At 63.2% G+C, this 17,978-nt stretch carries 21 protein-coding genes; 11 read left to right on the top strand and 10 right to left on the bottom strand.

The annotated features are described in order from the left end of the window. Positions 1-311: 311 nt before the first annotated feature. On the top strand, positions 312-701 hold the full coding sequence (locus EN943_RS23650; RefSeq protein WP_127414839.1) for a hypothetical protein: 390 nt from the start codon (positions 312-314) through the stop codon (positions 699-701). 104 nt (positions 702-805) lie between these two features. On the opposite strand, the gene EN943_RS23655 is transcribed toward EN943_RS23650, so the two are convergent. Then, a complete protein-coding gene (locus EN943_RS23655) occupies positions 806-1,093 on the bottom strand; it encodes an ATPase (RefSeq protein ID WP_127414840.1) in 288 nt (95 codons plus the stop codon). A 109-nt stretch (positions 1,094-1,202) separates the two neighbouring features. After that, on the bottom strand, positions 1,203-3,467 hold the full coding sequence (glyS, locus tag EN943_RS23660) for a glycine--tRNA ligase subunit beta (RefSeq protein WP_127414841.1): 2,265 nt from the start codon (positions 3,465-3,467) through the stop codon (positions 1,203-1,205). Here glyS and EN943_RS23665 point away from each other — a divergent pair. Beyond that, on the top strand, positions 3,466-3,870 hold the full coding sequence (locus EN943_RS23665; RefSeq protein WP_127414842.1) for a hypothetical protein: 405 nt from the start codon (positions 3,466-3,468) through the stop codon (positions 3,868-3,870). The two genes, glyS and EN943_RS23665, sit on opposite strands and share 2 nt — an antisense overlap. 3 nt (positions 3,871-3,873) lie before the next feature. On the opposite strand, the gene EN943_RS23670 is transcribed toward EN943_RS23665, so the two are convergent. Beyond that, complete coding sequence (locus EN943_RS23670) at positions 3,874-4,794, bottom strand: glycine--tRNA ligase subunit alpha (protein ID WP_174800366.1); 921 nt, start codon at positions 4,792-4,794, stop codon at positions 3,874-3,876. Positions 4,795-5,013: 219 nt separating this feature from the next. Between EN943_RS23670 and EN943_RS23675 the strand changes: the two genes are divergently transcribed. Further along, a complete protein-coding gene (locus EN943_RS23675) occupies positions 5,014-5,475 on the top strand; it encodes a GNAT family N-acetyltransferase (protein WP_127414843.1) in 462 nt (153 codons plus the stop codon). 81 nt (positions 5,476-5,556) lie between these two features. On the opposite strand, the gene EN943_RS23680 is transcribed toward EN943_RS23675, so the two are convergent. The 5 genes from EN943_RS23680 to EN943_RS23700 form a co-directional block, all read right to left on the bottom strand. Then, positions 5,557-7,332, bottom strand: a complete 1,776-nt coding sequence (locus tag EN943_RS23680) for a tetratricopeptide repeat protein (protein WP_127414844.1) — start codon at positions 7,330-7,332, stop codon at positions 5,557-5,559. Between the two features lie 239 nt (positions 7,333-7,571). Continuing rightward, the gene (locus tag EN943_RS23685) at positions 7,572-8,015 is read right to left on the bottom strand and encodes a DUF1284 domain-containing protein (protein ID WP_127414845.1); all 444 of its coding nucleotides are present in this window, start codon (positions 8,013-8,015) and stop codon (positions 7,572-7,574) included. Beyond that, complete coding sequence (locus EN943_RS23690) at positions 8,012-8,605, bottom strand: biotin transporter BioY (RefSeq protein WP_127414846.1); 594 nt, start codon at positions 8,603-8,605, stop codon at positions 8,012-8,014. The genes EN943_RS23685 and EN943_RS23690 overlap by 4 nt, the downstream gene beginning before the upstream one ends. A 107-nt stretch (positions 8,606-8,712) precedes the next feature. Then, a complete protein-coding gene (locus EN943_RS23695) occupies positions 8,713-9,381 on the bottom strand; it encodes a GntR family transcriptional regulator (RefSeq protein ID WP_027164176.1) in 669 nt (222 codons plus the stop codon). A 113-nt stretch (positions 9,382-9,494) separates the two neighbouring features. Continuing rightward, positions 9,495-10,511 (bottom strand): polyprenyl synthetase family protein, encoded by a 1,017-nt coding sequence (locus EN943_RS23700; RefSeq protein ID WP_027035988.1) that lies wholly within the window; start codon positions 10,509-10,511, stop codon positions 9,495-9,497. A 201-nt stretch (positions 10,512-10,712) separates the two neighbouring features. Between EN943_RS23700 and EN943_RS23705 the strand changes: the two genes are divergently transcribed. The 7 genes from EN943_RS23705 to EN943_RS23735 all read left to right on the top strand — a co-directional run bounded on the left by EN943_RS23705 (position 10,713) and on the right by EN943_RS23735 (position 14,990). After that, a complete protein-coding gene (locus EN943_RS23705) occupies positions 10,713-10,937 on the top strand; it encodes a DUF2007 domain-containing protein (protein WP_127414847.1) in 225 nt (74 codons plus the stop codon). Continuing rightward, entirely contained in the window at positions 10,937-11,737 is an 801-nt protein-coding gene (locus EN943_RS23710) for a methyltransferase (RefSeq protein ID WP_127414848.1), read from the top strand. Before EN943_RS23705 ends, EN943_RS23710 begins: the two co-directional genes overlap by 1 nt. Positions 11,738-11,816: 79 nt before the next feature. After that, the gene (locus tag EN943_RS23715) at positions 11,817-12,680 is read left to right on the top strand and encodes a S49 family peptidase (protein ID WP_127414849.1); all 864 of its coding nucleotides are present in this window, start codon (positions 11,817-11,819) and stop codon (positions 12,678-12,680) included. Between the two features lie 83 nt (positions 12,681-12,763). After that, positions 12,764-12,949: a hypothetical protein gene (locus EN943_RS23720; protein WP_127414850.1), complete on the top strand. Its 186-nt coding sequence runs from the start codon at positions 12,764-12,766 to the stop codon at positions 12,947-12,949. A gap of 20 nt (positions 12,950-12,969) precedes the next feature. Continuing rightward, on the top strand, positions 12,970-13,869 hold the full coding sequence (locus tag EN943_RS23725) for a 4-(cytidine 5'-diphospho)-2-C-methyl-D-erythritol kinase (RefSeq protein WP_127414851.1): 900 nt from the start codon (positions 12,970-12,972) through the stop codon (positions 13,867-13,869). Beyond that, the gene (gene moaB / locus EN943_RS23730) at positions 13,856-14,410 is read left to right on the top strand and encodes a molybdenum cofactor biosynthesis protein B (RefSeq protein WP_127414852.1); all 555 of its coding nucleotides are present in this window, start codon (positions 13,856-13,858) and stop codon (positions 14,408-14,410) included. Before EN943_RS23725 ends, moaB begins: the two co-directional genes overlap by 14 nt. A 139-nt stretch (positions 14,411-14,549) precedes the next feature. Further along, positions 14,550-14,990 (top strand): hypothetical protein, encoded by a 441-nt coding sequence (locus tag EN943_RS23735; protein ID WP_127414853.1) that lies wholly within the window; start codon positions 14,550-14,552, stop codon positions 14,988-14,990. A gap of 7 nt (positions 14,991-14,997) precedes the next feature. On the opposite strand, the gene EN943_RS23740 is transcribed toward EN943_RS23735, so the two are convergent. Then, on the bottom strand, positions 14,998-15,972 hold the full coding sequence (locus EN943_RS23740) for a hypothetical protein (protein WP_127414854.1): 975 nt from the start codon (positions 15,970-15,972) through the stop codon (positions 14,998-15,000). Between the two features lie 143 nt (positions 15,973-16,115). Continuing rightward, entirely contained in the window at positions 16,116-16,640 is a 525-nt protein-coding gene (locus EN943_RS23745; RefSeq protein WP_127414855.1) for a glycosyltransferase, read from the bottom strand. A gap of 150 nt (positions 16,641-16,790) precedes the next feature. Between EN943_RS23745 and EN943_RS23750 the strand changes: the two genes are divergently transcribed. Next, entirely contained in the window at positions 16,791-17,945 is a 1,155-nt protein-coding gene (locus EN943_RS23750; protein ID WP_127414856.1) for a PA0069 family radical SAM protein, read from the top strand. Positions 17,946-17,978 lie beyond the last annotated feature (33 nt).

Genomic DNA, 17,978 nt, shown 5'->3' on the forward strand with positions numbered 1-17,978 from the left:
CATCCCCCCCCGCCAAGACCCCCGGCGCAGACTGCAGGTCAGCGCATGCCTCCCAACGGCTATACCAAGTAGCCCTGGCTCAAACACAGGCTTAGGGTAACCCAGGTGCGGATCAGGCGAGCGATCTGGATTTCTGTGGCGGTGTTGTCTTTTTGGATAATTGGTTGCTTGCCGTGATGCTGGCGCCCGGCGCACCATTGCCACGCAAACTCCGTCTCGGTTTATGTCCGCCGTGGAACGCCATGACCTAGATTTCGTCGGGCGGTTCTGGCAGACGGGATTTCATCGGTAGGGGTAAAGGGGGATTGATCATGAGAAAATCTGGAATCGTCACCGCAGCAGGCCTTCTGCTGGCGTCACTGCTTGGCGTCGTCGCGGCTCATGCCGACGATATGCTGGGATCCTATGTCGCGCGCATTTCCGATCGCGACCATCAGGCGAGTGACGGCTATGCGCTGGACAACGCCGCGCAAATGGTGAGGCAGGACCGCGCCAACTGGCACAAATTCCACCGCCGTGACAGCGACGACGAGGCTGATGGCTGGTTCAGGACCAACGGCCAGCGCGCCGACCTGCAGCGCATGCTGGAACGCGGCGGCGCGATGAGTTCCTCGACCAAGCGCGCCATCGTCAATGGCGAACCGCTGATCCAGGTCGATGTCTACGAAAACAGCGTGCGCGTCAGCATTCTCGAGAACTGACCGAGCCGTCGCCGGGGGCGGCTGACAAATCGGCTTCGGGGCTGACAGGAAAAGGCGGCGCCTCAGCGCCGCCTTGCCATCGATAGACTCGGCGGCCGAAAAAATCAGGCCGCTTCTTCCTTGTCATCGTCTTCTTCGGAGTCGTCGCCTTCAGCCTTCACGCTGTCCTCGGCGTCGTCCTCGTCTTCATCTTCGTCGTCATCCGAGAGCGTCGCAGCTTCGGTGGACTCGTCGCCTTCTTCATCGTCGCCGTCTTCGTCGTCATCAGACAGGTCAGCGGCTTCGACCGATGCGGCGGCGGCATGATCAAGGATGGTTTCGGAAGCGGATTCAAGCGCCTCGGCGGGAGCCGGGGTTTCTTCTGTCACTTCGATGTCATGATCGGAATTCATGGGAGCCTCCGTGGGGTTGGGGAACATGTCCCTTTTGCCACGGAGAGATCATCGCCATATGACTGTAAGCCGGCTCGAGCGGCCGGTAGCAGAGAATATTTTCTTCGCCTTAACCTGCGATCCTGGAGAAATCCGCGACCTGGCCGGTGGCTGCGCGGATGCGGGCGAGCAGCCCCAGGCGGTTGGCACGCACCGCCTGATCCTCATCGTTTACAAGAACATGCTCAAAGAATGAATCAACCGGCTCGCGCAACACGCTAAGCGCCAGAAGGGCGCCGGAAAAGTCATCGTTTTGAATCGCTTCGCCGGCTTGCCTCTCAGCCTGATTCACCGCCGCAAACAACGATTTCTCCGCATTCTCGCGAAACAGCGCCGGCTCAACGGTTTCAGCGACCGCCGTTTTCTTCTTCTCCTCGGCAGCCAGGATGTTGGCCGCACGCTTGGCGCCGGCGAGCAGGTTCTTACCGTCCTCGGTGTCGAGGAAGGAGCCGAGCGCCTCGACCCGGCGCACGATCTGCAAGAGGTCGTCGGACTGCGGTGTGATGACGGCGTCGATGAGGTCGTGACGGGCGCCTTGATCGCGAAGGTAGACTTTCAGGCGGTCGTGGAAGAAGGACAGAAGGTCAGACGCTTTCCCGACGATGGATGCCAGCGCCAGTCGAATATCATTCTCGACCAATATTCTAACCGCCCCCAGCGCTGCGCGACGCAGTGCGTAGGGATCCTTCGACCCTGTGGGCTTCTCATCGATTGCCCAGAAACCGACTAGCGTGTCGAGCTTATCTGCAAGCGCCACTGTGATCGAAACCGGATCGCTCGGTACGCGATCGGACGGGCCTTGCGGCTTGTAGTGTTCCTCCGCTGCAGCGGCGACCGATGCATGCTCGCCCTGAAGCAGCGCATATTTGCGGCCCATGGCGCCTTGCAGTTCCGGGAACTCGCCGACGACTTCGGTGGTGAGGTCGGCCTTGGCCAAGACAGCAGCGCGGCGCGCCAGTGCCGGATCGGCGCCGATGATCGGGGCCAGTTCCTCGGCAAGCCGCGCAATCCGCTCCACCCGTTCGCCCTGCGTGCCGAGCTTGGCGTGGAAAGTCACGCCGAGATGGTCGAGCCGGGCCATGCGCTGGTCGAGCGGCTTCTTGAGATCAAGCCCGAATTTTTCCGCCGATGCCTCGAGCTCAGCCAGGTCAGGCAAATCGCCCTGGTCGGTGGTCCAGAAATAAAGCGCGTCGGACAGGCGGGCGCGCACCACCTTGCCGTTGCCGTGGGCGATCTCCTTGCCGCCATCCTTCGCTTCGATATTGGCGGTGAGGATGAAGCGGTTGGAAAGTTGGCTGATCTCCCCCCTTGAGGGGGAGATGGCCGGCAGGCCAGAGGGGGTCGCCGCGCGTGGAGCGCCGGCATCCTCTGTCCAAGATAGGGGGTCGCGTCCGGTCGTACCGCCCCCCTCTGTCGCCTGCGGCGACATCTCCCCCTCGAGGGGGGAGATTAGGCGCGATGTCACAAAGCACTTCTGGTTGGCGCGGATGGTCAGTCGGATCACTTCGGCTGGAATGGCCAGGAATGCCTCCTCAAACTCGCCCATCAGCACGACAGGCCATTCGACCAGCCCGGACACCTCCTCCAGCAGCCCTTCGTCCTCGACCAGGTCGAGCCCGTTGGCGAAGGCAAGATTGCGGGCATCGGCAAGGATGATCTCCTTGCGCCGATCAGCATCGAGCACGACCTTGGCCGCTTCCAGCTTGGAAACGTAGTCGTCGAAGCGGCGCACCGTGATCGCATCAGGCGCATGGAAGCGGTGGCCATAGGTGATGTTGCCGGAGCGGATGCCGTCGATCTCGAAATCGACCACGACAGGCTCCTCTGTCTCCGGGCCGAAGGTGCACAGAATCGATTGCAGAGGCCTTACCCAGCGCAGCGAGCCTGGCTTGGCCGAGGCCGGCCCCCAGCGCATCGATTTCGGCCACGGAAAATTGCGGATGATGCCTGGCACCAGTTCGGCGATGATCTGTTCGGCCGCCCTGCCCGGCTTCGAAATGTGGGCGACATAAAAATCGCCCTTCTTCGGATCGGAATGGACATGCGCCTCGGCGATCGAGGAAAGTCCGGCCTTGCGCAGGAAACCCTGGACCGCCTGTTCGGGCGCCGATGTCGAAGGCCCCTTGATCTCTTCGCTTATATCCTTCGAGCGTGCGGTCAGGCCCCTGATATCGAGCGTCAAACGCCGCGGCGTCCAGTACTCGCGCGCCGCTTCATAGGTCAGTCCCGCCTCGACCAGGCCGTCAGTCAGCATCTTCCTGAGATCACCCGCCGCCTTGCGCTGCATGCGGGCAGGAATCTCTTCCGAGCGGAGTTCTAGAAGCAGGTCAGGCATGGATTGGGCTCACGCGGCAAAATGGTCCGGGCGGGGGCATAGCAACTCGGCTGGCCGCTGTCACCCTTTCCGCGCGGGGATCGCCGATTTGCGCCCGTTTCCAGAAATTTTGGCCGCCCTGTCGGGACAAGACCGCGCCACCCGTCCTTGGATCAAAGATTTCCATGAACCGAACGCAGCGCTGAAGCGACCCACGCTCAGGCAGGAAACTATTGGCTCAACGATCATGAAAACGGCATCCAGACTTCTGCAGATCCTCGCACTCGGCGCCTGCTTCACCGCGCAGGCTCACGGTGCCTTCTCGATGCCAGGCGTTCGACAGGCATTGCGCACCATCGACGGTGCCAGCAGCCAGAACATACCGCCGATCAAAGCTTCCTTCGAGATGATGAAGCGGGCCTGAGACTCAGGCCGCCAAGCCACCCGCCTGCGTCTTCAAAAATGCCTCGCCGCAGGCCTTCGCCAGATTGCGCACCCGCAAGATGTAGCTCTGCCGCTCGGTGACCGAAATCACGCCGCGTGCGTCGAGAAGGTTGAAGACATGGCTGGCCTTGATGCACTGGTCGTAGGCCGGGAAAACCATGCGGTGCATCGGCAGATTGTCGTTCGATGCCGGCGCGCCGGCGTCGAGCAGCGCCTTGCATTCGGCCTCGGCGTCCTCGAAGTGGCGCAAAAGCATCGCCGTGTTGGCGTGTTCGAAATTGTGGCGCGAATATTCCTGCTCGGCCTGCAGGAAGACATCGCCATAGGTGACCTTGTCGGCGCCTTCTCGGCCGTTGAAATTGAGGTCGTAGACATTGTCGACGCCCTGCACATACATGGCCAGCCGCTCCAGCCCGTAGGTCAGCTCGCCGGCCACCGGTGCGCATTCGATACCGCAGACCTGCTGGAAGTAGGTGAACTGCGAGACTTCCATCCCGTCGCACCAGCATTCCCAGCCGAGACCCCAGGCGCCCAGCGTCGGGCTTTCCCAATCATCCTCGACGAAGCGGATGTCGTGCAGCAGCGGATCGACGCCGATCGCCGCCAACGAGCCGAGATAGAGTTCCTGCAAGTTGGGCGGGTTCGGCTTCAGGATCACCTGGTACTGGTAATAATGCTGCAACCGGTTCGGGTTCTCGCCATAACGTCCGTCCTTGGGGCGGCGCGAGGGCTGGACATAGGCAGCGTTCCAGCGTTTTGGGCCGAGCGCGCGCAGCGTCGTTGCCGGATGAAAGGTGCCGGCGCCGACTTCCATGTCGTAGGGTTGCAGGATGACGCAGCCATAGGCCGCCCAATAGTTGTGCAAGGTCAGGATCAGCCCCTGGAACGAGCGGCTGGGATGCATATGGGCGGGGATTTCAATTGTCACGGGTGGCCTCGACAGCACAGGCTAGCTTGCCGGCACGTCCTAGAGACACGGCGGCGAAGCGTCAAGCAAAGCACGCCGATGCGGTCGCGCCGACATTATGGACAATGTTGAAAGCTTTGCAGGGGCTGGCCCATTGCCCATCTCTGGGGCCTGCGCTCTGTTCGCCTGTGCAGCAACGAACAACAGGTTTCAGCCATGCCCAGCCCGATCGTCATCCGCCCTGTTGTGCGACAGGATTTCGAGCAATGGCTACCGCTGTGGGACGGCTACAATGCATTTTATGGCCGCTCGGGCGAAACGGCCCTACCGGGTGAGATTACCCAGATGACATGGTCTCGTTTCTTCGATGCCTATGAGCCGGTCCACGCGCTGGTGGCCGAAGGCGAGGGACAGCTTCTCGGCCTTGTGCACTATCTCTTCCATCGCAGCACCACGGCGATCGCGCCCAATTGCTATCTGCAGGACCTTTTCACCACGCAGGCATCGCGTGGCAAAGGCATCGGGCGGGCGCTGATCGAGGGCGTCTACGAGTGCGCCCAGGCGGCCGGCTCAGGCCGGGTATACTGGCTGACGCATGAGACCAATCACACGGCGATGAAGCTTTACGACAAGGTCGCCGAACACTCCGGCTTTGTCGTCTATCGCAAGCTCTTCTGAGGCAGCCAGCCGAATACGCGGTTCAAACGAAAACGGGACTCTGAAAAGAGCCCCGTTTGCGTTGAATTCAAATGGCTAACTTCATCCCTTCGGGGCGGGCACCGGCTCTGGCTTGACCTTCGGGGTCTCCTGCGCCGTGTTGGATTCGATCGGCGGCAGGCCCTTCATCAGCTTCTGCTGCAAGTTGGCCAGCACATCGGGATCCGGCTTCAGGTCGCGAGCCTGGTTCCACTGGAAGGTGGCTTCCAGCTTGCGGCCGACGCGCCAGTAGGCATCGCCGAGGTGATCGTTGAGAACCGGATCTTCCGGCTTCAGCGACACGGCGCGTTCCATTTCGCGCACCGCGTCATCGAACCTTCCGAGGCGGAAATAGGCCCAACCCAGCGAATCGACGATATAACCGTCGCTCGGCCTGAGGTCGACGGCCTTTTGAATCATCGCCAGGCCTTCCTTGAGGTTCATGTTCATGTCGACCCAGGAATAGCCGAGATAGTTCAGCACCTGCGGCTGGTCGGGGAACAGTTCCAGCGCCTTGCGGAAGTTCGGCTCGGCCTTGGGCCATTCCTTCAGACGCTCATAGGCGATGCCGCGCTGGTAGAAGATGTTCCAGTTGGCCGCGGTCGGCGTCTTCAGCGCCTCGACAGCCTTGTCGTAGAGGGTAGCGGCCGAACGGAAATCCTCCTTCGAGGAATAGACGCCACCGAGCGCCAGATAAGCGCGCATGTCATTAGGATGGGCGTCGACGAAAGCCTTCAGATGGGTGATCGCTTCTTCGTGACGGTCGAGATCGGCAAGGTTGAGGCCGAGCTGCAGGTCCGAAAGCTCCTTCAGCGGCGAGGTGGCGGGGATCCGCCGATAGAGCGCGATGGCGCCCTCGCCGTCCTTCAACTGCTCGGACACGGCAGCGAGCTGCACAAGGGCTGCGTCGCTATCAGGCTTCAAAGCGAGCGCATATTGCAGATAGAGGCGCACGAACGGCTCGCCGCCGCCACGGTTGAGCGCGGTGGCGAGGTCGAGCAGGATTTCGGAGGCGCCATCGGATGGGCCGGCAACCAGGGGCGCAATCTTGTCGCCTTTTGCAATTCGGTCGCGCAAGGCGACGATTTCCAGCTTGCCTGGCGAAAACGTCTCGGCCTGGTCGAGCACCGACAGGGCCTTGGTCTTGTCGCCCTTGCGGGCCAGGAACGAGGCGTAGGCCTGGGCGTTGCGCATCCAGGTTTCGGGAGCGGCACCACCGGCGGCGGTGTCCTGCATGGTCGCGGCATAGATCGCCTCGGCCTTTTCGGGCATGCCGGATGCATCAGCGATCAGGGCACGGTGGAACGACTTGAACAGGCCGAACCAATCCGGCCCCTGCAGCTTGTCGATGGACGCCATCGCATCGGCAGGCTCGCCGGCGCCTTGCTGCGCCCAGCCGGACATCACCCCGGAGATCAGCCGGTCGAGATCGGATTCCAGCGACAGCTTGAGCCAGTACTGCGCCTTGGTGAAATCCTTCTTGTGGAAGGAATCGACGGCGAGCGCCAGGCGCGAGAAACGCTCGACGTCAGGCACTTCCTTGAGCTTGTCGGCATAGACCAGGGATTCGTCGAAGCGCCCTTGCGCGATCAGCGACAGCATCAGGCTCTGCTGCAGGCCGGTGTCGCTCGGGTCGAAGGCCAATGCTTGCTTGTAATAGGCGATGGCGCTGTCGAGATCGTTATCGCCTTCGGCGATCCGGGCTGCCAGATAAGCGCCCGAAAACGAGGTGATCTTGACCGGTTCGCTGGTTTGCTTGGCATAGGCCGGCAAAGCCGAGATCGCCATGCCTGTCACAATTGCCAGCCTTGTCAGCCAGCGCGCACGTCCTTGCCGCATCGTATCCCTTTCAGCCAGGCGCCGTCTCCGCATCAGCGGGATCGGCGTAGACTCGATCTTTCCAGGCAAAGCATGGCCTTTTTGGGGTCGCGCTTCAATCCGCCTCGAATTCACAATCCGGGCACCCGATTAACAAATCATGGCGACAGGCACCAGTTTTCCGATCTTGGAATTTCGGCCATGGCCCCGCGCGGCGCCGAATATATCACAGATTCGACCGCTAAGGCTCCGCGCCAATATCAGCCCTCTCCTGGCGAGGCGGACCGCTGCACCAGCGTCTCGCTATAGCCGCCGGCCGCAATCGTGCTGCACAGTGCGTTCCATTCGCAGCCGCCGCAGGCCTTGCGTACAAGGCCAGCCGAAAACGCCTGCCGCATCCGGCCCAGCATCGCAGCATCGAGATCAAGACGGGCGCCGACGCGGATTGGCCGCGCCAGCAACTCCTCCACATCCTGCGTGGCGAGCCGGTCCCGCTCGACGACACTCTCGTTGAGGCAGTGCGGTTCCGGCTCGTCGAGCAATGGGGCGCAGACATCGTCCGGGCCGGAAACGAGGAGGACGTCCTCGCCCCGGCTCAGGCGCTCCGCGACGCGATCATAATTGGCGGTGAAGGCGGGGCTGTATCCTTTGCCCACATAGGTGAGCAGGCAAAGGAGGTGATGGGCGCGCAGCCTGATCGTCACGGATTGACCAGCTTGGCCTTGCCGCCGCGAAGCGCCATGAGCGTCGCGGCACCCAGCGCCGACTTGAGCAAGCCGCCGACGATGAACGGCAGGAAGCCGAAGGTAACGGCCTGTTCGGCTCCAATCATGACGGCAAGCCATGCTGTGCCCAGCACAAGGCAGGCAAGGTTGCCAAGCAGCATGGCGACGAAGGCAAGCATCACCCTTTTGCCGTTCCAGCCGCGTTCGGCCAGCCAGCCGACCAGTGCGCCGACAAGCGGGAAGGCGAAGAGATAGCCAGCCGTCGGCCCGACGAAATGCGCCGCACCCGCTGCCCCTCCAGACAGAACCGGAAAGCCGACCGCACCCTCGACCAGCCAGGCGGCGATGGTGAGCGCGCCAAGCCGCCAGCCATAGAGCGCGCCGACCAATGTCACGGCGAAGGTCTGCATCGTCACCGGGACCGGCACCATCGGCACTTCGACGTAGGACGCCAGCGCCAGGAACAGGGTGCCGAGCACGACGGCTCCGACCTGCCAGGCAAGGGAACGATCCTGGAGCCGGAGCGGACTGAACGACGGCTTGCTGGACGAGAATGCGACGTCTGTCATTGGGATTCCTTCGATCGGTTGCAAATTATAGATAATTTCTGTTTTCGATCTATTATCGAATCCACACTTCCCTGGGGATTGCAAGCCCTGGCTTTGGCGGAGGCCGTCTAGCCTACGATGGCGAAGGCTTCGCGCGTCGTTCCGGAAGCCGTCCGGACCGGCTTGCGGCCAATCCATTGGACATGCCGCCCCAGTGTGACGGCCGCCGATTCGGTGTTTCCCTGCCGCAAGGCGGCGAGGATCGCGCGATGGTCCTGATCGGTGCGTGTCTCCCACTCCGAGCGCCATGCCGCGAACAGGAAACGGGCGCTTGCCGCGTGCAGATCGTCGATGGTGGCGAGCAGGCGCGGCATGCCGCATGGCGCGAGGATCAAGCGGTGGAAGGCGCGGTTGGCTTCCTCCCAGGACCTGACATCGCGGGACTTGTCGCCGGCCTTGGTCGCCTCCTCGGCGAGATCGAGAATGGCCGATGTCAGATGCGGCGCGGCGTGGCGCAGCGCCAGCACTTCAAGGGCGGCGCGCATTTCGGCGACTTCCTTGACCTCGCCCAGATCGAAAGACGCGACACGCACGCCGCGGCGCGGCTCGCCGATGGCCAGCCCTTGCGCCTCGAGGCGGCGGAAGGCCTCGCGCACCGGAACATGGCTGGTTTGGAATTCCTCGGCGATATGATCCTGCCGAAGTCTGGCCCCCGGCTCGATCGCGCCCGAGATGATGCGGTCCGCCAGAACCTTGCTGATGCGCACCGCGATGGTGTCGTCTGTGCCCTTTGCCATGTTTTATAGATAATTTGCGGCAGGGCGGATTGTCGAGACGATTTGCGCTGGGGTCGTAAACACAATGCGCCTGTCTCACCGACGAGATAGGACCATGCGCCGGCAGAAACCGCTCAGTTCACCCGGCTGATGCAGAAATCGATGACGTCGATCAGCGCCGATTTCTGCGGCGTCGCTTCCAGCGGCGCCAGCGCGTCGCGGGCGATCTCGCCGAAATGGCGGGCGCGGCCGATCGTGTCGGCAATGGCGCCGTGGCGAGTCATCAGGCCAGTCGCCTTTTCCAGGCCGGCGTCATCGGTGACATTGTCCTCGATGGCGCGCTTCCAGAAAGTGCGCTCGGCCTTGGTGCCCCGCCGATAGGCGAGAATGACCGGCAAGGTCACCTTGCCTTCGCGGAAATCGTCGCCGACATTCTTGCCGAGATCCTTGCTGGTGCCGCCATAGTCCAGCGCGTCGTCGATCAGCTGGAAGGCAAGGCCGAGATTCATGCCGTAGGAGCGCAGCGCGGCACGATCGTTGCGCGTCGCCTGGGCGATGACGGGGCCGACCTCGGCAGCAGCCGAAAAAAGTGCGGCGGTCTTGGCCTTGATGACGGCGAAATGCTCGTCCTCGGTGGTTTCGAGGTTCTTGGCGGCGGCGAGCTGCATGACCTCGCCCTCGGCGATGATCGAAGCAGCACTCGACAGGATATCGAGCGCTTCGAGCGAGCCGACATCGACCATCATGCGGAAAGCCTGGCCGAGCAGGAAGTCGCCGACCAGCACGCTTGCCTGGTTGCCCCAGATCATGCGGGCGGTCTTCTTGCCGCGCCGCATGCCGCTCTCGTCAACGACATCGTCGTGCAGCAGCGTCGCGGTGTGCATGAATTCGACCGAGGTGGCGAGCTTGACGTGGCCTTCGCCGGCATAGCCGAACATCTGGGCCGCGGCGAGTGTCAGCATCGGCCGCAGGCGTTTGCCGCCGGACGAGATCAGGTGGTTGGCGACCTCCGGGATCATCTCGACGTCGGAGCCGGCCTTGGACAGGATCAATTCATTGACGCGCCCCATATCGGCGGCAGTCAGATCGATCAGATCCTTGATGGAGGCGGGCTCCCGCTTCCCGTTTTCGATGTTGAGAACGACACCCACGACAATCACTCCCGTCTTGGTATAGAGCGTGCGACGGCACCCTTAGTCCCTGTATGGACTCTAGGGCGGCGGACATGGCCACGGCAAGTGGCGAATTGGCGCGGCGTCGGCGACAGAATGTCAACGACCTCCAAGGGAGCGGCTCTGCCTCGGAATCCCCTGCCCGTTTACATCAATAGCGCAAACTGCGAGTTTCATACGATGATAGAACTTGTCCGCACCAACGATGCCGTGATCATCTCCTTTGTTGAATCGCTGATGCGCGACGCCGGCATCGCCTGCTTTGTCGCCGACCAGAATATGAGCATTCTCGAAGGGTCGATCGGTCTTTTGCCGAAGCGCGTCATGATCGACGCGAACCAGGCCGATGCGGCGCGGCGTATCCTCAGGGATGCCGGCATCGCCAACGAAATCCGCGGAAAATAATGTCCGCCGCGCCCGCCGCCCTTGTCCCGGACACGCCGGCCCACACGGTCGATGCTTTCCATCGCGGCCGGTTCTGGCTCGTCCAGCCCAAGCAGGGCGGCCATCGCGCCGGCATGGATGCGATGATGCTGGCGGCATCCGTGCCATCGACCTTTGGCGGGCGCCTGGCCGATTTCGGCGCCGGAGCCGGAGCTGCCGGACTGGCGGTGCTGTCACGCTGCCCGGCGGCAGAGGCGGTGCTTGTCGAACGCGCGTCGGAAATGGCGGCCTTCGCGGCGGCCACCCTTGCCCATCCCGGCAATGCCCATCTGAGCGATCGCGCCTCCGTGCTGGTTGCCGATGTCACCGTATCGGGCCGGGCGCGGGCGGCCGCCGGCCTCGCCGACAATGATTTCGACTTCGTCATCATGAACCCTCCCTTCAACGCTCCCCGAGACCGCGCCTCCCCCGATCGCCTCAGAAAAGAGGCCCATGTCATGGAGGACGGGGTGTTCGAGAGCTGGATCCGCAGTGCGGCGGCGGTGGTCAGGCCGCGCGGCGGGCTCGCCGTGATCGCCCGGCCCGAACAGCTCGGCGCCATTCTCGATGCGATCACGGGGCGCTTCGGCGATGCCGAGATGCTCGCCGTCCACCCTCGCCCCGACGCGGCGGCAATCCGCATCGTCGTGCGGGCAGCGCTCGGGGCACGGGGAAAGCTTGCCATTCGCCCGCCCCTGATGCTGCACGCGCAATCCGGCAACGGCCCCGACGAGCGCAGCGAAATGATCACCAACGGCCTCGCCTCGCTGTTCGGAGATTGAGCTATTCTGCCCGGCCACATTGCCGTTGGCCGGGAAATCCCTACATGCCTGCAACCCATCGACCGGAGACCGCGCCCTCGTGAAACGACTCATCAACCGCCTGTTGCCGAAATCCTGGCGCTCCACCGTCGTCACCATTCCGGTCATCCGGCTGCACGGCACCATCATGGCAGGCGGTGGCCAGTTCCGGCCGAGCCTGTCGCTGGCCTCCACCGCCGGCCTCATCGAGAAGGCGTTTTCCTACGACGCGCCGGCGGTCGCCATCTCGATCAATTCGCCCGGCGGCTCGCCGGTGCAGTCGCGGCTGATCTTCAAGCGCATCCGTGACCTGGCCACGGAAAAGGACAAAAAGGTGCTGGTCTTCGTCGAGGACGTCGCGGCCTCGGGCGGCTACATGATCGCGGTCGCCGGCGACGAGATCTTCGCCGACCCGTCGTCCATCGTCGGTTCGATCGGCGTGGTCTCGGCTTCGTTCGGCTTCCCGGAACTGATGAAGAAGATCGGTGTCGAGCGCCGTGTCCACACAGCTGGCCAGAACAAGGCGGTGCTCGATCCTTTCAAGCCCGAGAAGAAGGAAGACGTCGAACGCCTGAAAGCGCTGCAGCTCGAGGTGCACGGCACGTTCATCGATCTCGTCAAGGAACGGCGCGGCACGAAACTGAAGGACGATCCGGACCTGTTCACCGGCCTGTTCTGGACCGGCATCAAAGGCCTCGAACTCGGTCTGGTCGATGCGCTCGGCGACATGCGCACGGTGCTCAAGACCCGTTTCGGGGAAAAAACCCAGCTCAGGCTGATCACGGCGCCGCGCGGTTTCCTCAGCCGCTTCGGCCTGTTCGGCTCCAGCAAGGGCTTTTCAGCGCCCGATATCGCAGCCGCTGCCGCCAGCGGCGTGATGGATGCGGCGGAAGAGCGCGCATTGTGGGCACGCTTCGGGCTTTGAAAACCCGGCAAAACCGTCTAGCATGAGAGCTTAACCGACCCGACCGGCCACCTTCGCCGGCCCAGCGTGGGAGGAGTTTTGGTATGCCGCAGATCATTTTCTTCACCGTCGTCGGCGTCGCCGCCTATTTCGGCTACCGCACCCTCATCCGCGAAGCCGAACGTGTGACCGCCAAGGTGCGGCGTACCGAAAAGCAGACGGCCAACGGCGCGATGGGCACTTTGGTCAAGGATCCGAAGACCGGCGAATACCGGCTGGCCAAGGACTGAGCATCATCCCGCAGACGATTGTGGACACCGACATCGGGTCGCGTAGCTGGCACGCGCACGCCAAGATCAATCTTGCGCTGCATGTCACCGGCAGGCGCCCTGACGGCTATCATCTGATCGAAAGCCTGGCGGTATTCACGCGGTTTGGCGACAGGGTCGAAATCGCGCTCGCCGACAGCGATGAGTTTACCGTGTCCGGCCGCTACGCCCCGGCCGTTCCTTTCGACGCCAGCAATCTGGTACTCAAGGCGCGCGATGCCCTGCGACAGGCGGTCGGGCACGAGAGAACACCGCCGGTCGCTATCCGGTTGGAAAAGAACCTGCCGGTTGCCTCCGGCGTCGGCGGCGGGTCGAGCGACGCGGCGACCGTGCTGCGCGGGCTGGTGGAGACATGGGGCCTGGATATCGACGGCAGCGAGCTGGCACGGATCGGCCTCTCGCTCGGCGCCGATGTGCCGATGTGCCTGGCGGCAAAGCCGCTGGTCGCGCGCGGCATCGGGGATGAGCTGTCGATGGTGCCGGATTTTTCGGCGCTTGGCCTGGTGCTGGTCAATCCAGGCACGCCGGTCTCGACGGCGGATGTGTTTGCGGCGCTTTCCCGGCGCGACAATGAGCCCTTGCCGCCGCTGCCGCGAAGCATCGATTTTCACAGCCTGCGCAACTGGCTGGAGATCACCCGCAACGATCTCGAGCCCGCCGCGCTGGCGATGCAACCCGCGATCGGCAGGGCACTTTCCTGGCTGAACAAGGCTGGATCGGGGTTCTCGCGGATGTCGGGATCCGGGGCGACATGCTTCGGCCTGTTCGAGACCGGCAATGTCGCCAAGCGCGCCGCTGCCGAGATCCGCGGCCGCCAGCCCGATTGGTTCGTCGCGGCGACGCGCAGCATCGCATCGGAGGGAGCTGATGGCCAGAATTGACGAGAGCCGCTCCTTCATTCCCGTGCGCATCGCGGTGCTGACCGTTTCGGATACGCGCAGCCTCGCCGACGACAAATCCGGCCAGACGCTGGCCGACCGCATCACCGAGGCCGGCCATATCCTGGCGGCCCGCGATATCGTCACCGACGACCGTGAGAAAATCCGCGACACGGTTCTGGCGTGGTCGCGGGACAAGAATATCGATGTCGTCATCACCACCGGCGGCACCGGCTTCACCGGCCGTGACGTGACGCCAGACGCGCTGGAGCCGATCTTCGAAAAGCGCATGGACGGCTTTTCGGAAGTGTTCCACCGGATTTCCTACGACAAGATCGGCACCTCGACGATCCAAAGCCGGGCGACCGGCGGCGTCGTCAACGCCACCTTCGTCTTCGTGCTGCCGGGTTCGCCAGGCGCCTGCAAGGACGCCTGGGACGGCATCCTGAAGGCACAGCTCGACTACCGGCACATGCCGTGCAACTTCGTCGAGATCATGCCGCGCCTGGACGAGCATTTGCGGCGCGGCAAATCGGCTCCGTAAGCCGAGGCAAAGCGCCGGCTTCGCACCGCGTTTGCCAGGCAGAACGGCATCGGCGCCTTCGAAACCCCATTCCAAACCGGACCCTGCATAAGTACCCTGCTTGAAGGCGATCACCGCCGTTTACGACAAGGCAGCTACGATGACCGTGCACACCGGTGGATGCCATTGCGGCAACATACGCCTTGGATTTTCAACTGAGCTCGACCCGCCCCAGATCGAAGTTCGCGCCTGCCAGTGCTCGTTCTGTGTCAGGCATGGTTCGCGCGCGGCTGCCGATGCGGCCGGCAAACTGATCATCTCGGTCAAGGACGAGGCGCGCCTGCAGAGATATCAGTTCGGGCTGAGGACGGCCGACTATCTGATCTGCCGGGAGTGCGGTGTCTACGTCGCCGCAATCGCCGGAGATGACGATGCAATCGCCAGAGACGACGCCAGGGCGATCGTCATCATCAACGCCCTGGACGACCGCGAGCGGTTCAATCAGGAGCCGGTTCGCGTCGACTTTGACGCCGAAACCCAAGCGCAGCGTCAAGACAGGCGCCGCACACACTGGATGCCTGTCGAGATGAGCTTCGGATAGACAGCTCTCAGCGGATGACCGGCTCGCCATGAAACCGCCGGCGCGACGGTGGCGACACGCCGAAGCCGACTTCCATCATCAGTCGCGGCGTGCGTGCCGGCACGGTGCCCATATGGAAGCCAAAGGGGTCCTCGACAAAGCCGAGACCGGCCTCGCCGGTCAGCGTCACCGGGCTCTGCTCGCCATAGACATCCAGCACCTGTTGCGCGGGGTGGCCAACCAGAAGCGTGAGCTGATGCTTGAGGCTGCGGCGCTTGTGGCTGCCCCTGACATAGACATGCGGACCGGTGTCGGCGTCGACCGGCTTGAGGTAGAAGAAGAGTTTCAGCATGCGCCAATCATCGAGGTCGAAATGATACTTGCCGAGCGAGGCGAGGTTCTTGTCGGCATCCGAAGCTGCACCCGTGGGAAAACTCCACCAGACGCGTGTCGTGATCAGTTTCGCCTGGCCGCCGAGATAGTGTGCGGCAATATCCAGAAGCAGCGGATCGCGCTGGACGGCAAGCGCCGCCGGGCAGTCGAGGCTGCGCTCGAAAAAATGCCCGCTGAGCAGCGAGCGGCCAAAGCGCTTCTCGGCCTCGGCGTGTTCCCCCGGCATGAATTCGAGACGGCGGTCGAAATTGCCGAAGCAAGGCGTGCGCCCGGCGAAGTCAGCAATCTCTTCATGGATATCAGGCGGCAGGACCAGGCCTGAAAACAGCCCGTCGGAGCGCAGCGCATCGACGACCGCTCCCCGTTCGACACCGGCAAACATCGTATCCCCGGCATTGGCGACCGGGCGGGCGCGTTTTGCGCCGAGCCAATGCATGCGGCGGCCGGGCATGGTGCGCGCCAGCACGAACATCGGCAGCCAGGCAGGGTTCTCACGCAGATCCTTGAGATAGGTCGGAATGCGCACCGCGATGCGTCGCAACAGACTGCCGTTGCGCGCAATAGCCTCGAGACTGGCCGCGCCGGATGTGTCGGGGGTTGAAAGCTTCATTGGGTCCTCGGCTATGAGAGCACCACCGATGCCGCATCGGTGCTCGCCACTCGGCATGTCCCAAACCCAATTCCCGCTTGAACGGAAGCTAACCCCGCGTCAAATTTTGTGCAATGCACAATGGCCTGAGCAGCTGCAAAAAATCATGTCGAGGAGCGGCGTTCCTGCTTGGCCGGCGCCATCCAGATCTCGGCGTCGAGCCGCTTCGTTGCGAGGCCGCGGGCGATGGCCTCGGCACTGCCGGCACTCTTGGCAGCGGCCGCCGCCTGACGCTTGCTGATCAGCAATCCGTCGGCCAAGGCGCGGTTTCCCGAAAAGACCCGGGCCAGGAACGGCGTGCGGCTGGCTCGCGTGCGCGAAAACCGTGCCGCCATGGTCTGCCTTGCCGTATGGGCGACAACCTCATCGATCCAGCCCTCCACCATCCGCGCGCCCGGTTCCAGCAGCAGCAGCCAATCCCCCTTGGCCTGGTGGATGCCGGCGACGACACCGCCCGTCACGTACTGACAGCCGGCATGCTCGGCCACACGATGCGTCTGATCGGTGGAGCCTGTGTCGCAGACGATGACTTCACGCACCACGCCCTCGACCGCTCCGCCAATCAGCGAGGCTAGCGTGCGGGCGAGGCCCTCCTCGTCATTGCGGGTTTCGATGAGAACACTGAGCATCCTTAGCCGAATAGCGGAAAGCGCCGGACAGCGCCAGTTTTTGCATGGCACCATAGAAAGTTCTTGCTTTGTTCTCATCAACGAAATAGGAATAATTTCATGAGCAGAGCGATTCGACACAACATGGACAGTCCCTGGGAGCGGGCGAAAATGGAACAGATCGTGCGCGCCGACATTGCAGCTTTCGGAGCAGGAAGGGCCGAGATGGCCAATGCGATGGTCGAGCAGAGCGGCATGCGTGTCCGCCCGGACCGCAACCGCGGTAGGTCGGCTGGCATCAATCCGTCCGGCCGGTTCGAGCCAGTCAGCCGGCACGTGTTCGACGATGGCTGGAATTCGCTGGAAGAACTGCTGCCTTTCAAGACCGAAGTGCAGGTAGAGAAGCCGCGCACCATCATCACCCGCAACGAATCGCCCGACATTTCCTTCGACCGTTCCATCAACCCCTATCGCGGCTGCGAGCATGGCTGCGTCTATTGCTTTGCCCGCCCGACGCACGCGTTCATGGGTCTGTCGCCGGGTCTGGATTTCGAATCGAAGCTGTTCGCCAAGCCTGATGCGGCGCGCTTGCTCGACAAGGAGCTTTCGAAGGACAGCTATCAGCCGCGCACCATCGCCATCGGCACCAACACCGACCCCTACCAGCCGATCGAGAAGCAATACCGGATCATGCGCGAAATCCTCGAAGTGCTGGAAGCGCGCGGCCACCCGGTCGGCATCGTGACAAAGTCCGCTCTGGTGACGCGCGACATCGATATCCTGTCGCGCATGGCCGAACGCGGGCTCGCCAAGGTAGCGCTGTCGGTGACGACGCTCGACCGCATGCTGGCGCGCACCATGGAGCCGCGCGCGTCGACGCCGACCAAGCGGCTGGAAGCGATCCGGCAGCTTTCGGATGCCGGCATTCCGGCGTCGGTCATGGTGGCGCCGATCATTCCGGGCCTGACCGATCCGGAGATGGAACGCATCCTCGATTCCGCACGTGCGGCGGGCGCGCGCGAAGCGGGTTATGTGATCCTGCGGCTACCGCTGGAGGTCAGCCCGATCTTCAAGGACTGGCTGCTGCGCCACTATCCTGACCGCTACCGCCATGTGATGTCGCTGGTCCGCTCGATGCGCGACGGCAAGGACTATGATTCGGAATGGGGCAAACGCATGAAGGGCGCCGGTCCCTATGCCTGGCAGATCGGCCGGCGCTTCGAGATCACAGCCAAGCGGCTCGGCCTCAATGCCGAACGGCGCACGCTGCGGACCGACCAGTTCGTTGCCGCCGGGAAAGACCAGGTGCAGCTGACGCTGCTTTGAAGAGACAATTCGTCGCGGTGGTTGATCCGTCGC

The sequence above is a fragment of the Mesorhizobium sp. M7A.F.Ca.US.006.01.1.1 genome (assembly GCF_003997935.1).
GTDB lineage: Bacteria > Pseudomonadota > Alphaproteobacteria > Rhizobiales > Rhizobiaceae > Mesorhizobium.